24 protein-coding genes, 1 tRNA gene and 1 pseudogene are annotated in these 21,875 nt (G+C 65.7%); 7 read left to right on the plus strand and 19 right to left on the minus strand.

Annotated features, from left to right (window positions below; genetic code table 11):
• Nucleotides 1–75: 75 nt before the first annotated feature.
• A complete protein-coding gene (locus RH90_RS12205; RefSeq protein WP_010185963.1) occupies nucleotides 76–2,118 on the minus strand; it encodes a TonB-dependent receptor plug domain-containing protein in 2,043 nt (680 codons plus the stop codon).
• 39 nt (nucleotides 2,119–2,157) lie between these two features.
• Nucleotides 2,158–3,504, minus strand: a complete 1,347-nt coding sequence (locus RH90_RS12210; protein WP_010185965.1) for a S1 family peptidase — start codon at nucleotides 3,502–3,504, stop codon at nucleotides 2,158–2,160.
• A 372-nt stretch (nucleotides 3,505–3,876) separates the two neighbouring features.
• Here RH90_RS12210 and RH90_RS12215 point away from each other — a divergent pair, with 372 nt between their 5' ends.
• The gene (locus RH90_RS12215; RefSeq protein WP_010185967.1) at nucleotides 3,877–4,344 is read left to right on the plus strand and encodes a DUF3455 domain-containing protein; all 468 of its coding nucleotides are present in this window, start codon (nucleotides 3,877–3,879) and stop codon (nucleotides 4,342–4,344) included.
• A gap of 212 nt (nucleotides 4,345–4,556) precedes the next feature.
• Here RH90_RS12215 and RH90_RS12220 read toward each other — a convergent pair whose 3' ends face one another.
• Nucleotides 4,557–5,792 carry an acyl-CoA dehydrogenase family protein gene (locus RH90_RS12220; RefSeq protein ID WP_037492758.1) on the minus strand — a complete coding sequence of 412 codons (1,236 nt, stop codon included), beginning with the start codon at nucleotides 5,790–5,792 and terminating at the stop codon, nucleotides 4,557–4,559.
• A 347-nt stretch (nucleotides 5,793–6,139) separates the two neighbouring features.
• Here RH90_RS12220 and RH90_RS12225 point away from each other — a divergent pair, with 347 nt between their 5' ends.
• Nucleotides 6,140–6,508 (plus strand): hypothetical protein, encoded by a 369-nt coding sequence (locus RH90_RS12225; protein ID WP_010185970.1) that lies wholly within the window; start codon nucleotides 6,140–6,142, stop codon nucleotides 6,506–6,508.
• Between the two features lie 148 nt (nucleotides 6,509–6,656).
• On the opposite strand, the gene RH90_RS22610 is transcribed toward RH90_RS12225, so the two are convergent.
• From RH90_RS22610 to ald, 3 genes are all read right to left on the minus strand, one after another.
• Nucleotides 6,657–7,127: a hypothetical protein gene (locus RH90_RS22610; protein WP_081476938.1), complete on the minus strand. Its 471-nt coding sequence runs from the start codon at nucleotides 7,125–7,127 to the stop codon at nucleotides 6,657–6,659.
• Nucleotides 7,128–7,422: 295 nt separating this feature from the next.
• Nucleotides 7,423–8,151 carry a gamma-glutamylcyclotransferase gene (locus tag RH90_RS12230; protein WP_010185972.1) on the minus strand — a complete coding sequence of 243 codons (729 nt, stop codon included), beginning with the start codon at nucleotides 8,149–8,151 and terminating at the stop codon, nucleotides 7,423–7,425.
• A gap of 388 nt (nucleotides 8,152–8,539) precedes the next feature.
• Nucleotides 8,540–9,646 carry an alanine dehydrogenase gene (gene ald / locus RH90_RS12235; protein WP_010185973.1) on the minus strand — a complete coding sequence of 369 codons (1,107 nt, stop codon included), beginning with the start codon at nucleotides 9,644–9,646 and terminating at the stop codon, nucleotides 8,540–8,542.
• A gap of 130 nt (nucleotides 9,647–9,776) precedes the next feature.
• On the opposite strand from ald, the gene RH90_RS12240 reads away from it, so the two are divergent.
• From RH90_RS12240 to RH90_RS24280, 5 genes are all read left to right on the plus strand, one after another.
• Nucleotides 9,777–10,217 (plus strand): Lrp/AsnC family transcriptional regulator, encoded by a 441-nt coding sequence (locus tag RH90_RS12240; RefSeq protein WP_010185974.1) that lies wholly within the window; start codon nucleotides 9,777–9,779, stop codon nucleotides 10,215–10,217.
• Between the two features lie 134 nt (nucleotides 10,218–10,351).
• Nucleotides 10,352–12,298, plus strand: a complete 1,947-nt coding sequence (locus tag RH90_RS12245; protein WP_037492760.1) for a potassium transporter Kup — start codon at nucleotides 10,352–10,354, stop codon at nucleotides 12,296–12,298.
• Nucleotides 12,295–12,822 carry a 2'-5' RNA ligase family protein gene (locus RH90_RS12250; RefSeq protein ID WP_010185976.1) on the plus strand — a complete coding sequence of 176 codons (528 nt, stop codon included), beginning with the start codon at nucleotides 12,295–12,297 and terminating at the stop codon, nucleotides 12,820–12,822. Before RH90_RS12245 ends, RH90_RS12250 begins: the two co-directional genes overlap by 4 nt.
• 97 nt (nucleotides 12,823–12,919) lie before the next feature.
• A tRNA-Met gene (locus RH90_RS12255) sits at nucleotides 12,920–12,996 on the plus strand.
• A gap of 88 nt (nucleotides 12,997–13,084) precedes the next feature.
• Nucleotides 13,085–13,411 (plus strand): hypothetical protein, encoded by a 327-nt coding sequence (locus tag RH90_RS24280; protein WP_029625275.1) that lies wholly within the window; start codon nucleotides 13,085–13,087, stop codon nucleotides 13,409–13,411.
• A 117-nt stretch (nucleotides 13,412–13,528) separates the two neighbouring features.
• Here RH90_RS24280 and RH90_RS24285 read toward each other — a convergent pair.
• From RH90_RS24285 to RH90_RS12330, 13 genes and pseudogenes are all read right to left on the minus strand, one after another.
• Nucleotides 13,529–14,587, minus strand: a pseudogene (locus tag RH90_RS24285) (recombinase family protein); the annotation flags it as partial.
• A 94-nt stretch (nucleotides 14,588–14,681) separates the two neighbouring features.
• A complete protein-coding gene (locus RH90_RS12270; RefSeq protein WP_029625277.1) occupies nucleotides 14,682–16,280 on the minus strand; it encodes an ATP-binding protein in 1,599 nt (532 codons plus the stop codon).
• The gene (locus RH90_RS12275) at nucleotides 16,256–16,690 is read right to left on the minus strand and encodes a hypothetical protein (protein ID WP_232280350.1); all 435 of its coding nucleotides are present in this window, start codon (nucleotides 16,688–16,690) and stop codon (nucleotides 16,256–16,258) included. Before RH90_RS12275 ends, RH90_RS12270 begins: the two co-directional genes overlap by 25 nt.
• Nucleotides 16,691–16,740: 50 nt before the next feature.
• Nucleotides 16,741–18,729, minus strand: a complete 1,989-nt coding sequence (locus RH90_RS12280; RefSeq protein ID WP_010185980.1) for a ParB/RepB/Spo0J family partition protein — start codon at nucleotides 18,727–18,729, stop codon at nucleotides 16,741–16,743.
• Nucleotides 18,730–18,994: 265 nt separating this feature from the next.
• Nucleotides 18,995–19,258, minus strand: a complete 264-nt coding sequence (locus RH90_RS12290) for a hypothetical protein (protein WP_010185984.1) — start codon at nucleotides 19,256–19,258, stop codon at nucleotides 18,995–18,997.
• Nucleotides 19,255–19,665: a hypothetical protein gene (locus RH90_RS12295; protein WP_010185985.1), complete on the minus strand. Its 411-nt coding sequence runs from the start codon at nucleotides 19,663–19,665 to the stop codon at nucleotides 19,255–19,257. The genes RH90_RS12290 and RH90_RS12295 overlap by 4 nt, the downstream gene beginning before the upstream one ends.
• Nucleotides 19,665–19,904 carry a DUF2312 domain-containing protein gene (locus RH90_RS12300; RefSeq protein ID WP_010185986.1) on the minus strand — a complete coding sequence of 80 codons (240 nt, stop codon included), beginning with the start codon at nucleotides 19,902–19,904 and terminating at the stop codon, nucleotides 19,665–19,667. The genes RH90_RS12295 and RH90_RS12300 overlap by 1 nt, the downstream gene beginning before the upstream one ends.
• Entirely contained in the window at nucleotides 19,901–20,245 is a 345-nt protein-coding gene (locus RH90_RS12305; protein WP_010185987.1) for a hypothetical protein, read from the minus strand. The genes RH90_RS12300 and RH90_RS12305 overlap by 4 nt, the downstream gene beginning before the upstream one ends.
• Nucleotides 20,242–20,451 carry a hypothetical protein gene (locus RH90_RS12310; RefSeq protein WP_010185988.1) on the minus strand — a complete coding sequence of 70 codons (210 nt, stop codon included), beginning with the start codon at nucleotides 20,449–20,451 and terminating at the stop codon, nucleotides 20,242–20,244. Before RH90_RS12310 ends, RH90_RS12305 begins: the two co-directional genes overlap by 4 nt.
• Entirely contained in the window at nucleotides 20,448–20,651 is a 204-nt protein-coding gene (locus RH90_RS12315) for a hypothetical protein (RefSeq protein WP_010185990.1), read from the minus strand. The genes RH90_RS12310 and RH90_RS12315 overlap by 4 nt, the downstream gene beginning before the upstream one ends.
• Nucleotides 20,648–21,043 carry a helix-turn-helix domain-containing protein gene (locus tag RH90_RS12320; RefSeq protein WP_010185991.1) on the minus strand — a complete coding sequence of 132 codons (396 nt, stop codon included), beginning with the start codon at nucleotides 21,041–21,043 and terminating at the stop codon, nucleotides 20,648–20,650. The genes RH90_RS12315 and RH90_RS12320 overlap by 4 nt, the downstream gene beginning before the upstream one ends.
• On the minus strand, nucleotides 21,040–21,282 hold the full coding sequence (locus RH90_RS12325; RefSeq protein WP_010185993.1) for a hypothetical protein: 243 nt from the start codon (nucleotides 21,280–21,282) through the stop codon (nucleotides 21,040–21,042). The genes RH90_RS12320 and RH90_RS12325 overlap by 4 nt, the downstream gene beginning before the upstream one ends.
• A gap of 112 nt (nucleotides 21,283–21,394) precedes the next feature.
• The gene (locus RH90_RS12330; RefSeq protein WP_010185994.1) at nucleotides 21,395–21,847 is read right to left on the minus strand and encodes a hypothetical protein; all 453 of its coding nucleotides are present in this window, start codon (nucleotides 21,845–21,847) and stop codon (nucleotides 21,395–21,397) included.
• Between the last annotated feature and the right edge of the window lie 28 nt (nucleotides 21,848–21,875).

Consider the following 21,875-nt stretch of genomic DNA (forward strand, 5'->3'; position numbering starts at 1 on the left):
GTGCCTGCGGCGGTTGGTCTCGGTGAGACTCGGCTCCACCCCCAGCCCCTCCCCTGAAGGGGAGGGGAGCAATGGCTACCGCACCCGCACCCCGATCCACAGCGTCCGCGGCGTACCCAAATCGATCGGATTCGCCCCGCCGCTCTCGATCGTCACGTTGCGCGTGATGACGGTCGCGTCGAACAGATTCTCCGCCCGCCCGACGATCGCGACCCGGCGGCTGACCGGCACGGTGATCACCCCGTCGATCGTCGTCACCGCGGGGATCACGTCGGTCTGCTGGTCGTCCTCATACTGATTGCCGACATAACGCACCGTCGCCGACGCGCCGAACCCGGTCTTGCCCGCCCAGGCGAGCGTCGCGCTGCCGGTATGGCGCGGGCTTTGCGACGGGATCTGCCCGTCGAGCAGCCGCTGGCTCCCCGAAGCCTCGACCTTGCTGTCGCTGAACGCATAGGAGCCGTCGAGCGAGAAGGCCCCATGCGACGCATGCGCGGTCAGCTCGACGCCCTTGGCGACGATCGCATCGACATTCTGCCGCTGCCGCAACGTGCTCGACAGCGTGACGTTTGCGATCGCATTCTCGAGCCGGTTGTAGAAGCCGGTGACGCTCAGCGTGACATGGTCGAGCGGCGTGAGATCGACCCCGCCCTCGACCCCGCGCAGCCGCTCGAGCCCGAGCGCGGCATTGGCCTGTGTCGTGATCGGGAAGACGACGAACGGCCGGTAGAGCTCGTTGAGCGTCGGCAGGCGGAAGCCGGTATAGGCCGCCGCCCGCAACGCGATCGCATCGCTCGCATGGAACAGCGCCCCCGCGCGACCCGTCCCCTCGAACCCGTCGCGATCGGCATAGCGCGTGCTGCTGGTGATCGCCCCCGCCGCACTCGCCTCGCGGAAGAAGCCGTCGGTGATCGTCCAGCGATCGCCACGCACTCCTGCGGTCAGCACGAGCTTGCCGAGCGTCCAGTCATCCTCGACGAACGCGCCGAGCGTGCTCGTCGCGCCGCCCGCGGTGCGTCGCGTCGTTATAAGGCCGGACGCGGCATAGGCGTCTTCGTACAGCGTCCCGTTGCCGAGCCGCGCATCGACGCCGACACGCAGCACATGGTCGGCCCCGACCGGCGGCCGCAGCTCGATCTTGCCGCCGAGCCCGGTGGCTGGCGTGTTGCGCTGGTCGAGCGTCAGCTTGGCGGTCGTCGCGCTGATCACGCGGTTGGTGAAGTTCCGCGTCTGGACGTAAGCGAGCGCGTCGATCGCCCACGGCCCACGATGGATCACCCGCACGCTCGCGTCGTTCGCTTCCGAACTGCTGTCCGCCCCGGCGAAGCGCAGCGTGCGGTAATCGCGATAGAGCAGCCCGCGCGCCTGGATCTCGGTCTCGGCGTCGATCGGCACGACCGCGCGCACCCCGCCCGAGAAATCGCGATAGCGCGCCCGCACGGTGGTGGCGGTGAATTGGTCGGCGGGCGTCGTATAGAAGCCGTCGCCTCGCTCGAACTTGCCCGAGAGACTGACGAACCCGCCGCCCACGTTCGGCGAGACGCTCGCCGACACCTCCTGCGCGTTGTTGCTCCCGTAAAAGGCCTCGCCCGCGACCAACGGCAAATCCCGCCGCGTCGCGCTTGCCAGCTCGATCGTCCCCGCGACCGCGCCAGCACCGAACGCCCCCGCGCCGCCGCCACGCGTCACGCGCACCCCGCCGAGCCGATCGGCCGAGATCGCATTGAACGGGATATAGCCGAAGAACGGATCGGCCAGCGGCACCCCGTCGAGCAGCACCAGCGCCCGGCTCGACGCATTGCCGCCGAGGGCGCGCAGCGTCACCCCCTGCGCCGAAGGATTGGCCGAGCGGCTGTCGGCGCGGCGGAACTGCTGGAAGCCCGCGACGTCGAGCAGCACGTCCTCGACCCGGCCCGAGGCGTCGCCGGTCAGCCGGTCGCGCGAGATCGTCACCGAACCATAGGCCGGCACGCCAGGCGGCACCGGCAATGGCTGGCCGAGCACGACGATGTCGGGACCGTCGGTCGGCGGCGGCGGCGGGACCTGCTGCTGCGCCAGCGCGGGGCAGGGCGCGGCGAGCGCGAGGAGCGGCAGGAGCGATACGCGGGAGAAGGGCAAAGCCGGACTTTCAAACGAAACGAGCGGCTTGGCTCCGAATCATTCCGGCGGAACGACTCCGGGCACCGCCTGCAACAGCGACCAGCCCTCTGGCAGATAATCGAGCGACATGTAGAAATAAAACGCGCACGACCCGTCGCCGCGATAGCTCGCGCCCTTCAATATGCCGAGCGCGGTGGTGCCGCTGAACACCGGCGACCCGCTGTCGCCGCCCTTGCAGGTCGGCCCCGACACGGTGACCCAGGTCGGCAGGCAGGGGCCCCCGCACAGATCCCCCGCCGGCGCGAAATCGGTGAGCTGGACGAGCGCGCAGCTATAGCCGGTGCGCTCGCCGCGATGGCAGACGAAGTCGCCCGCGCGCGTGCTCGCCCGGCCGCGCGCACCCGTCACCGGGCGCAACCGGGTGCGCGCCGCATCGGCATAGAAGGTCGGCGGCAGCGGCCCCAGCGCCGCGTTGATCTGCACGTCGCGATAGCCCCAGCCCCATTGCCCGACGAAGCTCAATGGCTCGATGACCCCACGCGCGCCGCGATAGTCGAGATTGTCGACGCAATGCGCCGCCGTCGTCACCGCGCTGCGCACGCCATCGGTGATGTTGAAGCCGGTGGTGCAGACATAGCGCCGGTTGTCGTCGGGGTTGAGCCCCTCGACCCGCGCGCCGCCCTCGGGCGAGAGGTTGACGTCCTTCTGGTTGAGCGCGCGGACCTTGACCGGCACGCCCGCGATCGCGCCGAGCCGCTGCTCGAGGCTGGCGGCGCCCTCGGCGGCGTCGGTGCTGCCGATCGTCACGACGAGCGCGCCGCTATGCGGATCGAGCCCCATGCCGGGCGGGGTGCGAAGCGCCGCGCGGATCGCCGCCTGATGATTGGTCATCGCCCAGATCACGCGCTCGCGCGTGACCGCGGCGCCGGGGCGGAACACGATCGGCACGGTGATCCCGCCCGCGCTGATCTGCTCGGGCGCGACGGGGGCGGTGCCGGTGAGATTGACGACGATGCGATAGGCCGGGCGATGCTCGATCGCGATCCCGGCGAGCCGGTTCCGATATTGCTCGGCGATCCGGTCGGTGACGGGAACGCTCGCGTCCTGCACCGCCAGCCGCGCGATCGCCTCGCGCAAGGGGACGGCGAAGAGCCTGGCATATTCGGCGGCATCCTCGGCGCGCGCGGCGGCGGGGGTTTCGAGGATCGGCAGCGCAACGAGCGGGGGCGGGGCGGTGTGGGGGTCGAGGAGCGGGGAGACCGTTGCGGAGATTGGCGCGGGAAGCGAGATTTGCGGCGGCGGGATCGTCGTCGGGATCGTCGTCGGGATCGACGGGGTGGCCGATTGCGCCCACGCGCTCACCGGCGCGAGCAGGAAGGTGATGGCGAGGGTCAGGATGCGCACGACGCGATGCTAGCGGATCGCGGCGGCGCGGGAAACCGCGGCGATCCCCGCGCACATCGCGCGAGGCGGGGGCCGCTGCTCGACGATACCGGCCGGGGCGCAGGCGGGACGCGCGATGGCCTCCGGTCAAGTGGTTTCGGGGAGGCTCCCTGGAAACGGATATTCCGCGCCGGCGCTCTGCAACAGCTAGGCCATCGCTCCTAGGATCAGCAGCCTGCGGCTATGAACGAGCGCCTTTTGCGCCGCATCGGTCGCCGACTCGCGGACATCATCCAGCCGAGGACCGCACCCTCGCGCATCGTTGACACCGCGCGACGACATGGTGTCACACAGCCGCATCGGACACTCCAGTCCACTCGCGAGGAACCTGCCATGTTTTCGCTCTTCTGGTCCTTCTTGCTGGTCGCGACCTCCGCCGTTCCGGCGAGCTTCGATCCGGGGGCTCACAAGACGCTCTTCGCGGCGCATGGCGAGGGCGCGCAGATCTATGAATGCAGGGTCGGCGCAGGCGGAGTTCTCGCCTGGGCGTTCCGCGAGCCGATCGCCTCGCTGATCGTCGACGGCAAGACGGTAGGTCGCCATTATGCAGGTCCATATTGGGCGCTCGCCGACGGCAGCCTGCTCGAAGGCAAGGTGACCGCGACGATCCCGGGCGCGACGCCGACCGACATACCGCAGCTCAAGCTCGCCGTGGTCGCCCGCCATGGCAAGGGCGCCCTGGCGCAAGCGACGCTGGTGTATCGCATCCGAACGCATGGTGGCACGCTCGCCGGCCCTTGCGGCACCGCAGGCACGTTGCGATCCGTCGGCTATTCCGCCGACTATCTCTTCGAGAAATAGGTCGCCCGATCGACGTTGCGAGAACGTCGGCTATCGATCGGTCGAACCCACCCCCAAAGTCGGTCGGCCGCGGGTCATCAACGCTGGTTCGCGTTTTGCCCGCCGCTCGAATCCAGCCCTCCGGCTACGGCTCGCTCGGGTCCACATCCCAAGTTTGGATCACGTCTCCGACGACGCCTCGAGCCCTGCTCGAACGGACGCTGAGCGCCGGCCTAGAAAATAGAGGAGTTCGGGGACATCCCGAGCAGGAGCCTTCCGTGCAGTTCGTTGCTCGCATCGGCATCGAAGGCAACGTGGCTCGCCATCGTGCCGAGGTCGCGCACGATCCGCTGAAACGGCTGGTCGAGATGATGCACGCTCGATCCTGCGCCTTCCATCATCAGCGCGGCTGCATCGCGGCAGAGTTTCACCGCGAACGCCAGTTCCGCTCGAAGCCGTACGCGTAGCGGTACCTGTTCGCCCGGTTCCAGCCCTGCGGCCGTCTGGCCGAGCCTGCTGGCGTTGCGAACGATCTGTTCGGCGGCGGAAATCATCACGTCGGCTTGCGCCAGCCGCGATTGCGCGAGCGGGTTTTCCGACTGACGGGCCTGACTGCCCTTGACCGTCCTCTCCGGCAGCAACTGCCGGTACAAGTCCAGCAGGCCCTTGGCCGCTCCCAACACGGGAACAACCGCGACGAGGCCTGCAAAGGTTACCATCGGCATGTGGAAAACAGGCTCGGGATGACCGCGCGCACCAATCGTCCCGCCGGCAATCATGCTTCCGATATCGACCATCATGCGATGCTCTGGAATGAAAAGCTCGGTGACGGAAACGTCGTTGCTGCCCGACGACGCTAAGCCATCCATTCGCCACGTATCGGTCACCGTGGCTTCCGCCGCCGGGAAGACCGTCATGACGAATTGCGGGTCTGCCCCTTCGCTTGCGAGCATTGCCATCGCCAGAACCCAGTCGGCGTCCATGATGCCGCTCCCCCAGCTCCAAGCGCCCGAGATGCGGCAGCCGCCATCGACGCGCACGCCCTTGGCGGGCGGCGCGCCGAGACTGGGCGCCACGATGTAGGGAAAGTCGCCGCCCCAGATTTCTTGCTGGGCCTCGACCGGGAACTGGGCGAGCGTCCGGTTGTGCCCGGCGCAGAAGCAGGCGGACCACGCCGTGCCCGGGTCGGCCATCGCCAGCGGCAGCGCAGCATCGATGAAGCCATCCGTGTCCGTCGCCATGCCGCCAAACGCCTTGGGCACAAATTGATAAAAGAAGCCGGACCGACGGATCGCGGACCACACTTCGGCGACCGGACGGCGCAGCGTTTCCGCCTCCGCGGCATGGTCGCGAAGCAAAGGAACGAGGGCCTGCGTTCGTCGTGCCAGCTCGGGGGCGTCGAGTGTGAGCACTTCCGCGGGATCGAGGAAATCGTCACCTTCGGGAATATGTCGCTCGATCAACATCATGCTCCTGTGGTTGTCGAAGCGTCCCTAGGCGCCGCCGCCTCCTTCTCAACGCTCAAAATGGTGTTTGACGGTGGAGCGAGCCGTATTGTCGATGACGGACTTCATCGTCCGCGCGGCGCCGCCACGACCGGCGGTTCGCTATCGACGCGCGTGATACCTGATCAACGGTTCGATTTGAGAAAGCCGGCATGCGAGATGCAAGAATCAAAAGTTTTGCATCAAGAGCACTTCAGGCAGTAATTTTTGTTGACGTACGGTAGTGCACTGACGTAGGGGGTGCATGCACTACGGGAACCGGAGTGCTCGTCAACAATGTTGACGGTAACCTCAGAGAAGGAACTTCTCTTATGACCACTACCCTCACCGCCGCCACTGCCGTTGCCGCCCTTGAAGGCCATCGTACCGAACTGATCGACTACATCAACCGGACGACAGATGTCCTGATCGCTAAGATTGGGGGTACAGGTGCCAGCCACGGCATCGGGGTTAAAATCCCGACGCTGGAACAGGCGCAGGATCCCCGCAACAAAGAGGGCGCAAACCTCACTGGTCGGGGCGCGGAAATCATCTACCGCCTGTTCGATGACGGTGCCGGGTACAATCGGGCGTCCAAGGCCTTGGGGATTACTCAAACCGCAGCGCGCAACCGTAAAGGTCTGTGGGAAAAGCTGGGCGGGATGAACCGCACGCGCGCACCCCTGGACATTGACGAATAGAACAAACGAATGCCTCCGGAGATAATCCGGAGGCATTATTCAGTCTAATATAAAAATAAAACTTGCATCAAAACGATTGAAAATGCCGGGTAAATATCCGGATTCTGCCCTTTCAACGCGTACCCACCAACAACCCCTAGACGATCAGTTAGGCTGTTTCCTCCTCGATAACCCTCTTCATTACATCGTAACAATCCGTAACATGTGAATTTCCCATCCACTTCATGGCTCCGAAACTTACCGTTGCCGAAATAGCAGACCCTACAAATGGGATGTATTTGGCGACAGAAGACGAGGCAATGCGCACACCTACCTTTTTGAGAAGAACAATAGCACTTTCTTTTGTAACGTAGCTTCCAATAAAACTGCTGCCGATGCTGGTAATAATAACTGCCAACTTTTGCTTAATTTCTGGAGAAAGGCTATCGATCTGCTCAGGCGTCAAACCAAACTTACGATTTATAGCTGGGATCAATTCGACTAATAAACCAAGGTCGGCTGCTATATCCACGCCTGGTACCGGGACGACTGCTGCAGCGGCCGAAAGGCCTGCACGGGTGGTAACAAGGCTAAAGCATTCATCGCGAACGCGATCGAGTTCCTTCAAGGTGGTAATCAAAGTCGCGTTCCTATCTGCATGCGCCGATTGGAAAGCTGCCACTCGCGACGACACCGAGCAACCGGTTTTAACCGTTCGCGATGCATAACTCACGACCTGTGCATCAGGCTCGAAACGGCGGAAATCGCGGCATCCCGTGATGGAGCAATCTGATGCGCTATGGCCGCGAGTGTTTGGTTTTGAGTGGAGAGCGGCCCGGCCGCTTTCAGGAAGCAAGATCGTGATAGCTCGCATCTGCTGCCGTCGCCGCTTTCCCGCACAGGAGGGTAGCCCGAACGACCGTCGCGATCGCCGTTTACGCTGACGGTGCGTCGAGCAGCGTGGCAAGCTCGTCAACATAGGCATCCGCTATGTCGAGCTTGCGCAGCTGCTGCGCAAGCTTCGCCACATAGGCCCTGTTCTCGCCTTTGACGCCCTTGGCGGCGCCGATCATGGCGGCCGTCGCAGAACGGGAAAGGCCGCCGACATAGCGCGGATCCTGCTTGTCGGATGCCAGCAGCTGCACCGCGATCTCGCCCTGTGGCGTCATGGCGGTTGCTGTCTCGACCGAATAGTTGAACAGCACGAACTCTCGCCGCGCCAGTATGGCGGTTTCCGCTTCCACGCGGTCAGCCGCTATTCGAAACGCGAGCCCGGCGCATTGGCCCTGTTCCTGCTCCAGCGTCAGCGCCAGACCCGGACGGTCCGGAGAACCCGTCATGATCTCGACCTTCATCGCGAAGCGGCGCTGATATCCATCGACCGTCGCCCGCCGCACTTCCGCGAAGTGGAAACCAGGATCCCACATCAGCGATCCGTAGCCAAAGACCCACAGGTCGCCAGACCCGACACGGTTGGACAATAACTGTCCCCAAGCTTGCGCCATCGCAGCATCGGACTGGCGCCAATCGGCGGCATACCCCATCTCCCGCATGCGTGCGTCCCGCTCCGCCAGTACCTCGGGCGTAAAGCGCATCGTCGATTCCGCAACGGGCACCACATCGCCTCGCAGCTCGGGAAGATGGACGAACGGGTCTTGCGGCACAGGCTGCTCCTCGCGGACGCCCGGGTCATGGATCACGCGACCGACAAAGGACAGGCCGCATCCGAAGCGCGCCCCGTAATCGGAACATCTCGCCTCTCCGCGAACCGCAATGTCCGGTTTCGAGCGCCGCCGTCTAACGCCGGAACGTGTAAGCGGTCACGCGCGCAATGCCTCGCCAGCTCCTGCAGCGATACGCCACTGTCCTACAACCGCCCTTGCATGGTATACGCCTACCGGCTCTTTGACATCGCCCGCCCGCAAGGCCGGCATCGGCACCAAAACGGAAACGATCGCGCTGGAAGACAGCGCGTCTTGGGGTCAATCGAGTCAACCGAACACGGTTCGTCGCAAAAAGGCGCCCGCCATCGCACGGCGGGCGCCCCCTTAATCAGCCAGCCCAGGCCTCGAACGGCAGGTCGAGCGCATCCGCCACAGCCTGGTGGCGGATCTTGCCCGCCGAGACGTTGAGCCCGTTCGCCAGATGCGCATCGGCCTGCATCGCGCCCTCGGCCCCCAGCGTCGCGAGCTTGAGCACGAACGGCAGCGTCGCATTGTTGAGCGCGAACGCCGAGGTCCGCGCGACCGCGCCGGGCATGTTGGCGACGCAATAATGGATCACGCCGTCGACCTCGAACACCGGGTCCTCGTGCGTCGTCGCATGGCTGGTCTCGAAGCAGCCGCCCTGGTCGATCGCGATGTCGACCAGCACCGAGCCGCGCTTCATCGTCTTGAGCATGTCGCGCGTGACGAGCTTGGGCGCCGCCGCGCCGGGAACGAGCACCGCGCCGATCACGAGATGCGCATTCTTCACCGCCGCCGCGATCGCCGCGCGTGAGGCGTAGGCGGTCTTGATCTGGCTGCCGAAGAACATGTCGAGTTCGGCGAGCCGCGCGTTCGAAATGTCGTAGATCGTCACGTCGGCGCGCATGCCGACCGCCATCTGCGCGGCGTTGACGCCCGAGACGCCGCCGCCGAGAATCGCGACCTTGGCCGGCGCCACGCCCGGCACGCCGCCGAGCAGGATGCCGCGGCCGCCCTGCTCCTTTTCGAGATAGTGCGCGCCGACCTGGATCGACATGCGCCCGGCGACTTCGGACATGGGTTTCAGCAGCGGCAGCGAGCGGTCGGCGGCGGTGACGGTCTCGTATGCGATGCAGGTCGCGCCCGACTTCATCAGCCCTTCGGCCTGCGGCTTGTCGGCGGCGAGGTGGAGGTAGGTGAAGAGCAAATGGCGCGGCTCGAGCAAGGCGATCTCGCTCGCCTGTGGCTCCTTGACCTTCACGATCATGTCGCTCTGCGCGAACACCGCGGCTGCGTCGGGCAGGATCGTCGCGCCGGCGGCGACATAATCCTGGTCCTCGAAGTCGATGCCGAGGCCAGCACCTGTCTCGACCGCGACGCTGTGGCCCGCGGCGACGAGGTCGGAGACCGAGGGCGGGGTCAGGCCGACACGATATTCGTGATTCTTGATTTCCTTGGGGACACCGATGCGCATCGAAACTCTCCTATTGAGTGCGCGCCTTTTACCGCAGCGCGCGCGGGAAGTGCGTGCAATCTTCACAGGCAGGCCTTGTACGGCGCGATTGGATTGCAAATATGGGCCGGAATGCGCAACAGCGTCCCGCATGGATACGATCGACAGCAAGATCATCGCGCAGCTCGGGCGGGAGTCGGGGCTGACCAGCGAAGCTTTGGGCGAGCGCGTCGGGCTTTCCCCTTCGGCCGCGCACCGACGGGTGAAGACACTCGAACAGCAGGGACTGATCCTCGGTTACCGCGCCCGCCTGTCGCGCGCGGCGCGCGGCAATCCCTCGACGGTGTTCGTTTCGGTGACGCTGACCGACCAGCGCCAGGCGACGATGCAGCAGTTCGAACAGGCGTTGGAGCGCACCCATCAGGTGAACGAAGCGCATCTGATGAGCGGCGAATCGGACTATCTGCTCAAGGTACTGGTCCGCGACGACGACAGCTACGAGCGGATCCACCGCGAGGTGCTTTCGGCGCTTCCCGGCGTTCACCGCCTTGTCACGCAATTCACGATCCGCACGCTCGCGACCGAGGATTGAGCGTGGCTGAACGCGCGCTGTACGAACGTTGCGGGGGGCAGGGGCGCGTGCTATTGCGCCGCACCATCGGGACCGAGGCCTTCGCCGTCATCCATGACCTATCTGCATGAAATCCGGGCAAGAACACCCTTAGCGTGACCATCACTCAGGCAAGTGCGGGCGGATTGCCCGCCGATCGCGACTCGGCGCCGGATACCGGCGCGGATGACGCGCACCATCACGGCAAGGACGGCATCGCCAAGCTCGCGCTCGGCGCGATCGGCATCGTCTTCGGCGATATCGGCACCAGCCCGATCTACGCCTTCCGCGAGACCTTCGCCGGGCATCACAAGCTCGCGCTCGATCCGGTCCACATCATGGGCGTCGTCAGCCTGATGTTCTGGTCGATGATGATCGTCGTCAGCCTCAAATACGTCACCATCATCATGCGCGCCGACAATAAGGGCGAGGGCGGGAGCCTCGCGCTGCTCGCGCTCGTCAACGGGCGGACCAAGAACAAGCGTTGGTCGCGCGGCATCATCCTGCTCGGCGTGTTCGCGACCGCGCTGTTCTACGGCGACTCGATGATCACCCCGGCGGTGTCAGTGCTGTCCGCGGTCGAGGGGCTCGCGGTCGTCTCGCCAGGGCTCGGTGCGCTGGTGATGCCGATCGCGATGACGATCATCATCGCCCTGTTCTGGATCCAGCGCAGCGGGACGGCGCGGGTCGGGCTGTTCTTCGGGCCGATCATGATCGTCTATTTCGGCGTGATCGCGACGCTCGGCGTGCTCAGCATCGTCAAGACGCCCGAGATCCTGTGGGCCTTCTCGCCGCACTACGCGGTCGAGTTCTTCGCGCTCGACCCGCTGCGCGCGTTCCTCGCGCTCGGGTCGGTCGTGCTCGCGGTGACCGGCGCCGAGGCGCTCTACGCCGATATGGGGCATTTCGGGCGCAATCCGATCCGCGTGTCGTGGCTGTTCGTCGTGCTGCCGGCGCTGATGATGAATTACATGGGGCAGGGAGCGCTGCTTTCGCGCCTCGGGCAGCCCGCGCTCGAGAGCCCGTTCTACGAGCTCGCCTCCGACAACCTCCAGCTTCCGCTCGTCATCCTCGCGACGATGGCCGCGGTGATCGCGTCGCAGGCGGTGATCTCGGGCGCCTTCTCGGTGACGCAGCAGGCGATCCAGTTGGGCTTCATGCCGCGGCTGCGGATCGAGCATACCAGCGCGGCGACGGTCGGGCAGATCTACATCCCGCTGGTCAACTGGCTGCTGCTGACGATGGTCTTGCTGCTGGTGATCTTCTTCCGTACGTCGTCGAACCTAACCTCGGCGTACGGGATCGCCGTGACGGGGGCGATGTTCATCGACACCTGCCTGCTGAGTGTCGTGCTGTTCCGGCTGTGGAACTGGCCGGTCTATTACGCCGTGCCGCTCCTTGCCGTGTTCTTCCTGGTCGACGGCGCCTATTTCTCGGCGAATCTGACCAAGGTGCCGGCGGGCGGCTGGTTCCCGCTGTTGGTCGGCTTCATCATCTTCACGATCCTGACGACCTGGTCGAAGGGGCGGCAGCTGATGATCGACCGGATGCGCGAGGGCGCGATGCCGATCAAGATCTTCATCCAGTCGGCCGCCACCTCGGCGACGCGCGTGCCCGGCACCGCGGTGTTCATGACGTCTTCGCCCGAGGGCGTGCCGCACGCGCTGCTGCACAACCTCAAGCACAACAAGGTGCTCCACGAGCGGATCATCCTGCTGACGATCAAGATCGCCGACGTGCCCTATGTGTCCGAGGGGCATCGCTGCATGATCGAGGATCTGGGGGCCGGCTTCCACCGCATGGTGCTCAAGTACGGCTTCATCGAGGAGCCCGACGTGCCGGTGGCGCTCGCCAACGTGCATCGCTGTGGCGCCGATTTCCGGATGATCGACACGAGCTTCTTCCTGTCGCGCCAGACGCTGCTGCCGTCTTCGCGGCCCGGGATGATGATCTGGCGCGAGAAGCTCTTCTCGTGGATGCTGCGCAACGCCGAGAGCGCGATGGAGTTCTTCCGCCTGCCGACCAATCGCGTGGTCGAACTCGGCAGCCAGCTCGAGATTTGAGCGACGGCGCGCCCGTATCGGCACCCGTGCCGATCATCGTCACCGCGCTGTTCGGCGCGGGTGATGCGGCGTGGTTCGACGCGCTGCGCGTCCGGCACTTCCCGCCCGAGCGCAACCAGCTGAAGGCGCATCTGACGATGTTCCATCACCTCGCGCCGAGCCTCGAGCGCGAGCTCAAGCAGCGGCTCGCGGCGGAGACGAGCCGCGTGCGTGCGCCCGAGGCGCGGATCGCCGGGCTGATGTCGTTGGGGCGCGGTGTGGCGTTCCGGATCGAATCGCCCGCGCTCGAGGATATTCGCGATCGGCTCGCCGATGCGTTCGCGGCCGTACTGACGCCGCAGGACCGCGCCGGCTGGCGCCCGCACGTCACGGTGCAGAACAAGGTCGAGCCGGCGGTCGCCAAGGCGCTGCAGGCCGAGCTCGCCCGCGAATTTCAGCCCCGCACCGTGCGGCTCGCGGGCTTGGCAAGCTGGTGGTATCGTGGCGGCCCGTGGGAGCCGCTCTCGCGCCATATGTTCGCCTGAGATAAAACCGGCGCAAAGGTGGGTTGACCGTCCGGATGTGCCTACTTATAGCCCGCGCCTCGCACACAGCGGCACGCCCCGGTTCGGCCGGGGCCACGGCGAAGTAGCTCAGTTGGTTAGAGCACGGGAATCATAATCCTGGGGTCGGGGGTTCAAGTCCCTCCTTCGCTACCATCGCTGTCACTCGCGAGCTCCCCCTCTGGGGTCCGTCAGTCCCGGTCGCCAAAGCCACCGCGGACTGAAGGGAGCTGACTATCTCAAATTGCCATTCGCCCGATTCGAGCGGGATGGCGTAGATTACGGCGATCAGGTCGCGGATTTGTGCCGCGACCTCTTCGCTCTTGGCGTCGCCGGCGGCGAGGCTATCGGCAAGGCCGCGGATCCTCGCTCGGTACGCTTTGGCGATATGCGGATGCAGCGCGATCACTTGCTCTGCGCCAGCCTCCTCGAGCTCGCGCTTCGCGTTGTCGCGTTCAGCCGTCTTTGTCGCCAGGGCCTCGCGAATATCTGCGAAATCCGCCGCGCCCGACGAGATCGCCCCGACAAGTCGCTTGATCGCCGATTCGGCGGCCTGCAGGCGGCGCGCTAACGTCGCGCGCTCTCGATCCGACTTCTCTTGCCCCCGGCCGAGCTGGCGATGATATTCGCTCACCGCCTCACGCTCGGCCTCTTCCGATAGGAGCTGTTGCTCGAGGCCCGCGAGAACGCGCCGCTGCAATTCGTCCGCCGCAATGCGCCGCGCGTTTTTGCAGGTGCCGCCGCCTCGGTGTGAACCGCAGCCGAAGCGACCGCTCACGACCATGACCATCGTGCCTTCGCAGACCGCGCAGCGCACCAGGCCGGATAGCAGGTGCTTCGGGCGACGCCGCACCGCCAGCGGTTGGCTGGCGCGCACCATGCGAGCCTCCTGGACCGCCTGCCACTCTGCCTCGCTGACGATGGCGAGTTCCGGCATTTCCACAAAGAGCAGTTCCGCCGCCTTGTTCGGTCGCGAGACGCGCTTGCGCGATTCCGGGTCGCGCACCATCCGGACGCGGTTGTAGACCAAGCGGCCGACGTAGATCGGGTTATGCAGCATCCCGATCATGCGCGCGCGATTGCCGACGATCGACGGCGCGCGCCACTCCCCGCCCCGCGGGGCGGGGATGCCCTCGCGGTTCAGATCCCGGGAGATCAGCTTAGGGCTCCGCCCGGCCGCATATTCGCGATAGATGCGCCGCACGACTTCGGCCTGGTCGGGATTGATGGTGCGCTTGCCCTTCACAGCATCGCCCTTGGCGTCGAGCTCGCGGACAACGTCGTATCCATAGCAGAGCCCACCCGGCATCGAGCCGCGCGCCGCCGCGCCGCGCTGCCCCCGCCGGATCTTCTGCCCAAGCTCTTTCAGGAAGAGCGCACCCATGGTGCCCTTCAGGCCGATGTGGAGTTCGTTCACCGATCCTTCGCTGAGCGTCTCGATCCGCACGTCGGCAAATTCGAGGGACTGGAAGATGGTGGCGATATCGGCCTGATTGCGGGCGATCCGATCGAGCGCTTCGGACAGAACGATCTCGAACGAACCTTTCGCGGCGGCCGCGAGCATCATGCTCATGCCCGGTCGCCTGTTCGATGTGCCGGAGATCGCAAGGTCGCTGTAGACTTCGACGACGTCCCATCCTTCGCGATCGGCGCGGTCCTGGCAGACGCGGACTTGATCTTCGGCCGAGGTGGCAGACTGGAGATCGCTGGAATAACGAGCGTAGATTGCGCAACGGGGGCGGGACATTGGCGACTCCGGGATAAGGTTTTTGCGCGCGCAACATCCTCTTCCGCCATCTGGCGGGCAATCGTGCGTACGAGCTCGGCGACAGCAGGGTGCATCACTGCCACTCCATCAGCGCGGGATTGAGCCGGACCTGCTTGCCATTCTCTTCGAGCATTCCTCGGCTGCGTAGCCGTCCGAGGTATGTCGTGAACGTGCCGGCGTTTGCTGTGAGGGTCGCTCCGGCCGCGAGCTCGTTTCGGGACATCATTTGCGGCCAGCGCTTCAAAAGGACTTCCGCGAGCCGACCGCTGGACGGCTGCTTCCCGGCCCAGCGTCGGACCAGATCGGGTCCTGGCGACAGCGCCAAGGCTTCCCACTGCCGCGTGGCGAGGTCGCCTGCGGGTGTGTTTTGCCATCGGCCTCCTCGCTCCTCGATGAGCCCTGCGCCACGAAGCGCGGCCTTATAGGTCGACCAGGTCCCACCCTTGCGAGCGAAGCCCGCCAAGAAAGCCCATTGCTCCTCGGTGACCGACGGCGCGCGGTGATCGGTGATCGAAGCCAGAACCTGTAGTGCCGCCGCGCCTCGAATTGCGTGACGCGCATTTGCCGTCTCACCGGCTGGCACATCTGTCTGCGTCGATGTCCGCACCGACCCGAGGTCATCCAGTTGGCTCGGAGCCGCCCCTTCGAGCGGCAAGGTCTCGGCATGCATATTTGCATCACCAGGATGCATATTCGCAGGCGCGATCGCGGCCTCGATCGCCGCGACCCTCGAGACTAGCGTATCCCAAGCTCCAGGCTCGCGCGCGTCGGCGGCAGCGATCGGATCGGAGGTCGGGCGGCTCGCGGCGAGCGCTTCAGCCAGCGCGACGAAATCGACGTCGGCAAGTGCCTTCGGCTCGCTGGCCTCCTGCCCAGCAACTGGCGCGGCGGAGCTGTCGAAGGTTGTCAGCGCCGGCGATAGGCCGCGCTCGAGCACGGCTTCGACCGGGCTGTAGATCCAGCGCTCGCCACGGCCTAGCCCCGCGAGCGATCCCATCACTTCCTTGCGTACGTTCGCCGCCGCGTGGCTCTTGAGATAGCGATCGATCGGCGCCTGATCCTGCGGCGCGATCAGCCGGTGGACGACCATCGTCTGGGCGAGCGCGAGCACAGACTTGGCGATATCGGCCGGCCGTTGGGTGATGATCGTAAGCACGAAACCGCGGATGCGGCCGCGCTTTGCGATCCACGCGAGCGCGCGCTTGAGCTTGAACGCATCGCTATCTGGGACGAGCTCCGGCGCGATCTCATCGGCCTCATCGATGACGAGGTGGAGATTGCCTATAGGTTTGGTCCGCAAGCGGCTGATGAAAGCCAAGGCAAAGGCCCGCTGCTCTTCCTCATCGAACTCGCTGAGGTCGATGATCGCCGAAACGCGCTGCTCAATGAGCAGCTCGGCCAGGCGGAAACCATCGTCCGCCTCCAGCGGCGCGTTACTATGGAGTCCACCGAACACCGCGATATGGAGACCAGGGCCGTCGCCGGCGGCGTTGGCACGCATGCCCCACCACGCGCCGGTCGGATCGATCACGATCACCTGGCGCCCATCGGCGAGCAGCTGCTCGACATAGCCTTTGCCGGTCACCGTTTTGCCCGCACCGGTCGTGCCGACGATCGCGACATGCGTCTCGAGATACGCAGCGACGGTCATGCCGCGGCCTGCGCTTTCCATTTCGGCAGGTCGGAGACGCGCACGTAGAGCCGGTTGCCACTCTCGTGGACACCAACACGTTCGAGCCGCTCGGTGCCGCCATCGGCCGCCAACATTTCTGCGCCGTACGAAAGCTCGAGGATGACGTTCGTGCGGGCGGCTTTGTCGAGCAGCCATGAGCGCATTGGTTCGCGCGTCCACGATCCGGGGTGCTCGCAGTGGGCGAGGACCGTACCAGCTGCGTTGAGATCGATCACGATCCCGGCTCGATCGGGGCGCATCGCTGCGGGCAGCGCGAGCTGCGCGATCTGCTGCGATGCCAGCCACAGGCACTGAAAGCCGCGGCAGGCATCAGGTCGCGCGTCGTAGATCGAGCAGCCATCGGCCGAGCAATGCTCGCACGTTTGCCGGTCCGGCTTGGGCGGCGTCATCTCAACCCGCATGAGTGTGCAGCATAGCGTGCAGGATCCACAGGCGCCGCTCATTCCGCCGCCTCGAGCGTCTCTGCCGGCGAGGGGGCGATCGGCGCGAACCGCAGCAGCGGATGGACCCAACGCGCGGCCGCATCGGCCATCGATGCGCGGACGGTGGCGGCGGCGCCGGTGACGACCTGCAGCACGAGCGTGGTAATCTCGCTCGACTTTTGGCGCGACCAGGGCGCGAAGCTGGCCGTCTCGACGAACGGCTCGGCGATCGCGAGGCGGTCTGACTTGGGGAGTAGATCGAGCATCGCCCCTGTCGGCCGCCAGAATGTCCGAATTCGCTCATCGTCGAGCAGATCGAGATCCGCCGCGACGGCGTCATGGATCGGCAAGCGATAGGTGCTGCCGCCGAGCGAGCGCTGAAGCGCCATCCCGGTCACGACGGCCGCGGCCATCCGCTTGAGGTGCGAGGCTGAAGCCCGATAGTCGAGATAGGCTTCGGCGAGATCCTCGCATGTGAGGAACGACTGCTGTTGGAGCTCGTGCAGCGCAAGGGCGAAGCGTCGGCTGGCTTCGGTCGCGCCGATATGATCGCGTGCGGAATCCGGGCCGCGCTCTGCAGAAGTAAGCCCGCGCACGCCCACCAGATGAGCCATGTCGCCTTTGACCAGGATCCGAAGCTGGGCCCAGACGAGATAGTCCGTCGCGGCATCCCCGCCCGGCGCGGACGCCTCAGCATTCTCGATCAGGGCGCCGCGCAGGATGGTGGTCCGGATCGAGCGGAAGATCTCAATCCCTTCCTGTGTGAGGCCGGATTCCTGCTTGATCTCGGCGTCGGCCAGCGGCTTCGCGCCGTAAGCCACCATTCCGCCGATCGCCGCGCCGGGCGCACTCAATGACGCGCTGCGCGGCGGGAACGTCGCGGCCGATGTCCCGGGCCGATCCTTCTTACTGCCGTATTTCGCCTTGGAGGTCTCCCACCAGTACGAGACATCGGGCTCGCCGCCCTCGGCTATCCGAATGAAGGCGACGATATCGCCATCGGGAAGCTCGAGGCGATCAGGATTGCCGAGCATGTCGCGGCTGAGCACCTTGGCGGACACGCCCAAGAACAGGTCTGGACCGCCGTGCGAGGCTTGCGGCGGCTGTGCGACAAAGCGGAGATCGGGCCGGCCGGTGCGCTGGCGCGTGCTTTCCTGTACGCCGGCAAGCTTGTCGAACGCGAGTTGGCGCAGCAGATCCTCGTGCTTAATCCGTGCGCGCTCGTCAGCGCCATCTGAGAACAGGTCGAGCTCCAGCGCACCGCCGGCAGCGGTATACGCGTCGGCGCCGACGAAGCGCAGCAGTCGGGTGGTCTCCACATCACTGACGCGCAGGTAAGCGCGGATCTTCGCAGGCGCCTTGTCCCAGTCGTGCAGCTTGTGGAGATGCTCGAACGCATCGATCTGCAGCGCATGGTCTTCGGTCGCGGCATAGGCTTTGGCCTGCTCCTCGGTGATCGCGCCAGCCTCGAGCGCGTTGAACACCGGCTTGGCGAGATTGCCGAGGCGGATCCATTTGCGGATCGTGATGACCTCCTGGCCGCAGATCGCGGCGATCTTCTCTGGGCTGTCGCCGCGGCGATGCGACTTCGCGACGCCCTGGAAGATCTCGTACGATCGGAGCTCGCGCCGCAGGATATTCTCGGCCGCGCTCTCGGCCTGCAGGTCGGCATCGCTCGCCTCGCGGATGACGACGTCGATCGGCCAGTCGCCCGGCAGGTCCCCGCGGCCGATCAGCGCTTTGATCGCGCGGTAGCGGCGGCCGCCGGCGTGCACGCCCCATTTGTTCTTGCGGCCCTTCATTGGATGGACGCGCAGCGCGTGGATTAGGCCGAAGGCGAGGATGGACTTTTCCATCGCGTCGTTCGGACTTGTGTCCTCAGCGTTGGTGCGAACGTTGAACGGCGACAGCTCGAGCTGACCGATGGTCATCGTGCGTCGATCGGCGAGCAATCCCCCTTTCTGGGGATTGACAAAATCTTGGGTGAGTTCGGCGATGCTGGTCATGAGCTTGCTCCGGCGATAGGCCGCGAGCGCGTCTCGACTGTGCGGCTGAAGGGTGCGCTCACGTCGACGGTTGCAGCCGTCGGCGCGTCGGGATCAGAAACGGGGAGGGGGACCGCATCCGGCCGGTCCCCCGAACCGAGCGGGAGTGCCAGCTGCCAGCCCTGGGCCGGATAGCGGCGATCGAGACGCGCGCAGGCGCCGCAGCAGCAGCGCCCAGCCGCGACGTCGGCAATGTCGATTACCACCAGCTGGGCGCGCCGCGCGTTCATGCCTGTTGCTCGATCGCGAGCTTCATAAGCCGCAGGCTGGCCGTCTTGGTCCAGTTCTCGAGCAATCCCTTGTCGGGGCTGAAGGTGCAGGTGGAAACGACGCCGGCGCAGGACAGGCGGCTGCCATCCCACCGCGTGCGGTGCGCGGCGCCGTGATTGGCAACCAGGCCATCAATGATCGTCGCCGGTGCGACCCGAGCCCGCGTCAGCTTGCCGACATAGTCGAAAGCCGCCTGCAGCTTGGGATTATCGGCGCTCACTTCGGCATTCCGAGCAAGCGGATCGCGCCTCGGAGTTCCAGCGTCAGCGCCGAATTCCAGAATAGGTTTCCCCAGTCGATCGGCTGCACGATTCGGGGATCGTGTCGGTACTCGACGATAAAGGGGCGGCTCGATTGATCACGGACGAAGTGATGGCCCGCGACTAGATCTCCCAGGGTCGTGCCCTGACCGGGCTTCGTGAACCGGTCGATCGCAAAGATGATCTCTTTCGGACGATTGAGCGCCCACTCCGTCAGCATGAAGGCGTATGCCTGATCGATCGGAACGGCCAAGGCGACAACGGTCAGATTGTCGTCGTCCCCCAGGACAAGGCCATGAGGGATCGATACCCCAGCTTCGTCGATCGTGGACAACAGCCAGTCATGGAAGGTCTCGGTCAGACGCATCAGTCGAGCCCCAGCGCTTGCTTGTAGGTCTCGAGCAGCGCCTCGGCCTCTTCGCGCTGGTGCTTTTCCATCTTGCGCAGGCGCACGATCGCGCGGGTCGTTTTGACGTCGAAGCCGGTCGATTTGGCCTCGCCGTAGACATCCTTGATGTCGTCAGCGATGCCCTTCTTTTCCTCCTCGAGACGCTCGATCCGGTCGATGAGCAGACGCAGCTGGTCGGCGGCGATGATGTCGCTCATGCCGCCGCTGCCTCTTTCAGGCTTTCGAATCTTGGGTCCTCAAAAGCAGCGCGTTCCACGCCGCCCAGCTCGCGCCAGAGATCGCGCACGGCGCGCGAACCCCAGCAGTGATACGGCGCATAATTGTGAAGGAAGCGCATCAAGTCCGGCAGGCGCTCGAACGACACCTCGTCCGCACCGGTCGCGGCATTAAGCAGATCGTTAGCGAAGGCCGCGCTGAGAAAATTGCCGCTCCGCCTACCGAACAGGATATGCTCGCGGACACCGGTCCACAGATGATCCGGTACGAGCGCACGACCTGCGGCGATTTGCTCGTCTACAGACGCGATAGTGACGCTCACTGGCCAACCAGCGCGCGAAGCGCCGCTCCCAGATTGCCGGTTGCAGCGACAATTACGGCACCGATCGCCATGCCGGCGGCGAACTGCGCGGCCGCGCGGCGCGCCAGGCGCTCGAGCAGCGCGCGACGCGGGTTGCAGCAGGCGTGCGGGCAATCGAGCGGGTGCACGATGTCGGGGCGAATGTGGACGGATTGGGCAGGCTTCATCGTTGCGTCTCCCGCTGGATGATGGCGAACGCGGTGGCGGCGACGAACAGGGCGACCCACAGGGCTGCCATCGCCAGGGAAGGGCGGGTAAGCAGGCGTAAGCTGACGCAGACGCCGATCAGGACGATCGCGATCTCGATGCCGACGAGCGCGCGCGCGACACGCCGATCGCGGCGGTTGGACGGACGATCGCCGCTCACGCGTGCTGCCCCACTGGAGCATCGCCACAGGCCGAGCAGAGATCCTCAGCGACCCACGTGCATCCGTCGCCCATTTCGCTCATGCAGGGGGCGTGATCACTGCAGGCGCAGATTCGGCATAGCCGCGGCGGGGTTGCCTCGATCCCCTGCGCGATTGCCTCGAGCAGTGAAAGGACGTGGATGTCGAAGCGGAAGCCGCGTGTCCGCAAGGCGATGATCGTCCGAAAGCTCGCTGGCGTTGCATCCGCTTCGATCAGTTCGAGCCATTCGCCGCGGAGGTGCTCAGGCGAAGGCGGATCCGTCGGGAGCCGTGCAGCGACGTCAGCGACGGACAGACCGGCCGCCTGCCGACACCGCTTAAGGTACGCGCCTGGCGTAATCACCGCGGTCATGCCCCGGCCCCGGCCTGGCAGGGCGCGGCCTGCTCGGCGATTGCGACCAGATCGATGACCGGGTCGATCGACGCCAGTGAAACCGCGAGGCGCATCTTCGCGTGGATCATGCAATCGCGCGCGGCGTCGATCTGGCACGCCGCCCGGATCGAGGACGTGCCCGCGCGGAGCGCGCGCAGGCGATCGTCGATCGCGTCGAACTCGGTCATGATCGTGATGAGGGCGGCGCGGTTGCTCATGCGGGTTTCCAGGCAACAGGTTTTCCGTCCCGCGACGGCAGTCGTCAGCGGGTTGGGGATCGGGCGATGGTGGTGGGGGCGGCCCGGCGTCAGCCGGATCGGTCGATCAGGATCATGGCGATTCCCCCTGCAGCAACGGTAAGGTCGATGTCAGCGAAGCGATGCCTTCCTCGACCTCACGAAGCGCGCACACGCGGTCGGTGTCAGTTGCGCCCGGCATCGAGGCGCGGACGAGTGCTTCCTCGGCCTGGCTGACCTCGCGTATGACGTCGCAGGTGCGGCGGCCGAGCTCGATCTGATCGGCGAACACGTCGGCGCGCGATTGCTCGAGCAGCAGCGAATAGGTCTCGTGCATCGGCGCGCCGCCACCGCCGGCCGCCTGAAATGCGACGTCGAGCTTGACCGCGGCGTTGATCGTGGGCTGCTGACCCGTGTCGGGATCGCCCCAATTGCGCACGGTCTTTTCAGCCTGGCCGACAACACGGGCCATCTCGGCCCAGCCGATCAGGCCGGCGATGCGCGCCAGTGCGTTGTCGAACGTGAGGGGCGCGCGGACCTTGGTCATCGCGCAGCGCCAACAAGAAGGGACGCCG

The sequence above is a fragment of the Sphingomonas sp. PAMC 26605 genome, assembly GCF_000241485.1.
GTDB lineage: Bacteria > Pseudomonadota > Alphaproteobacteria > Sphingomonadales > Sphingomonadaceae > Sphingomonas.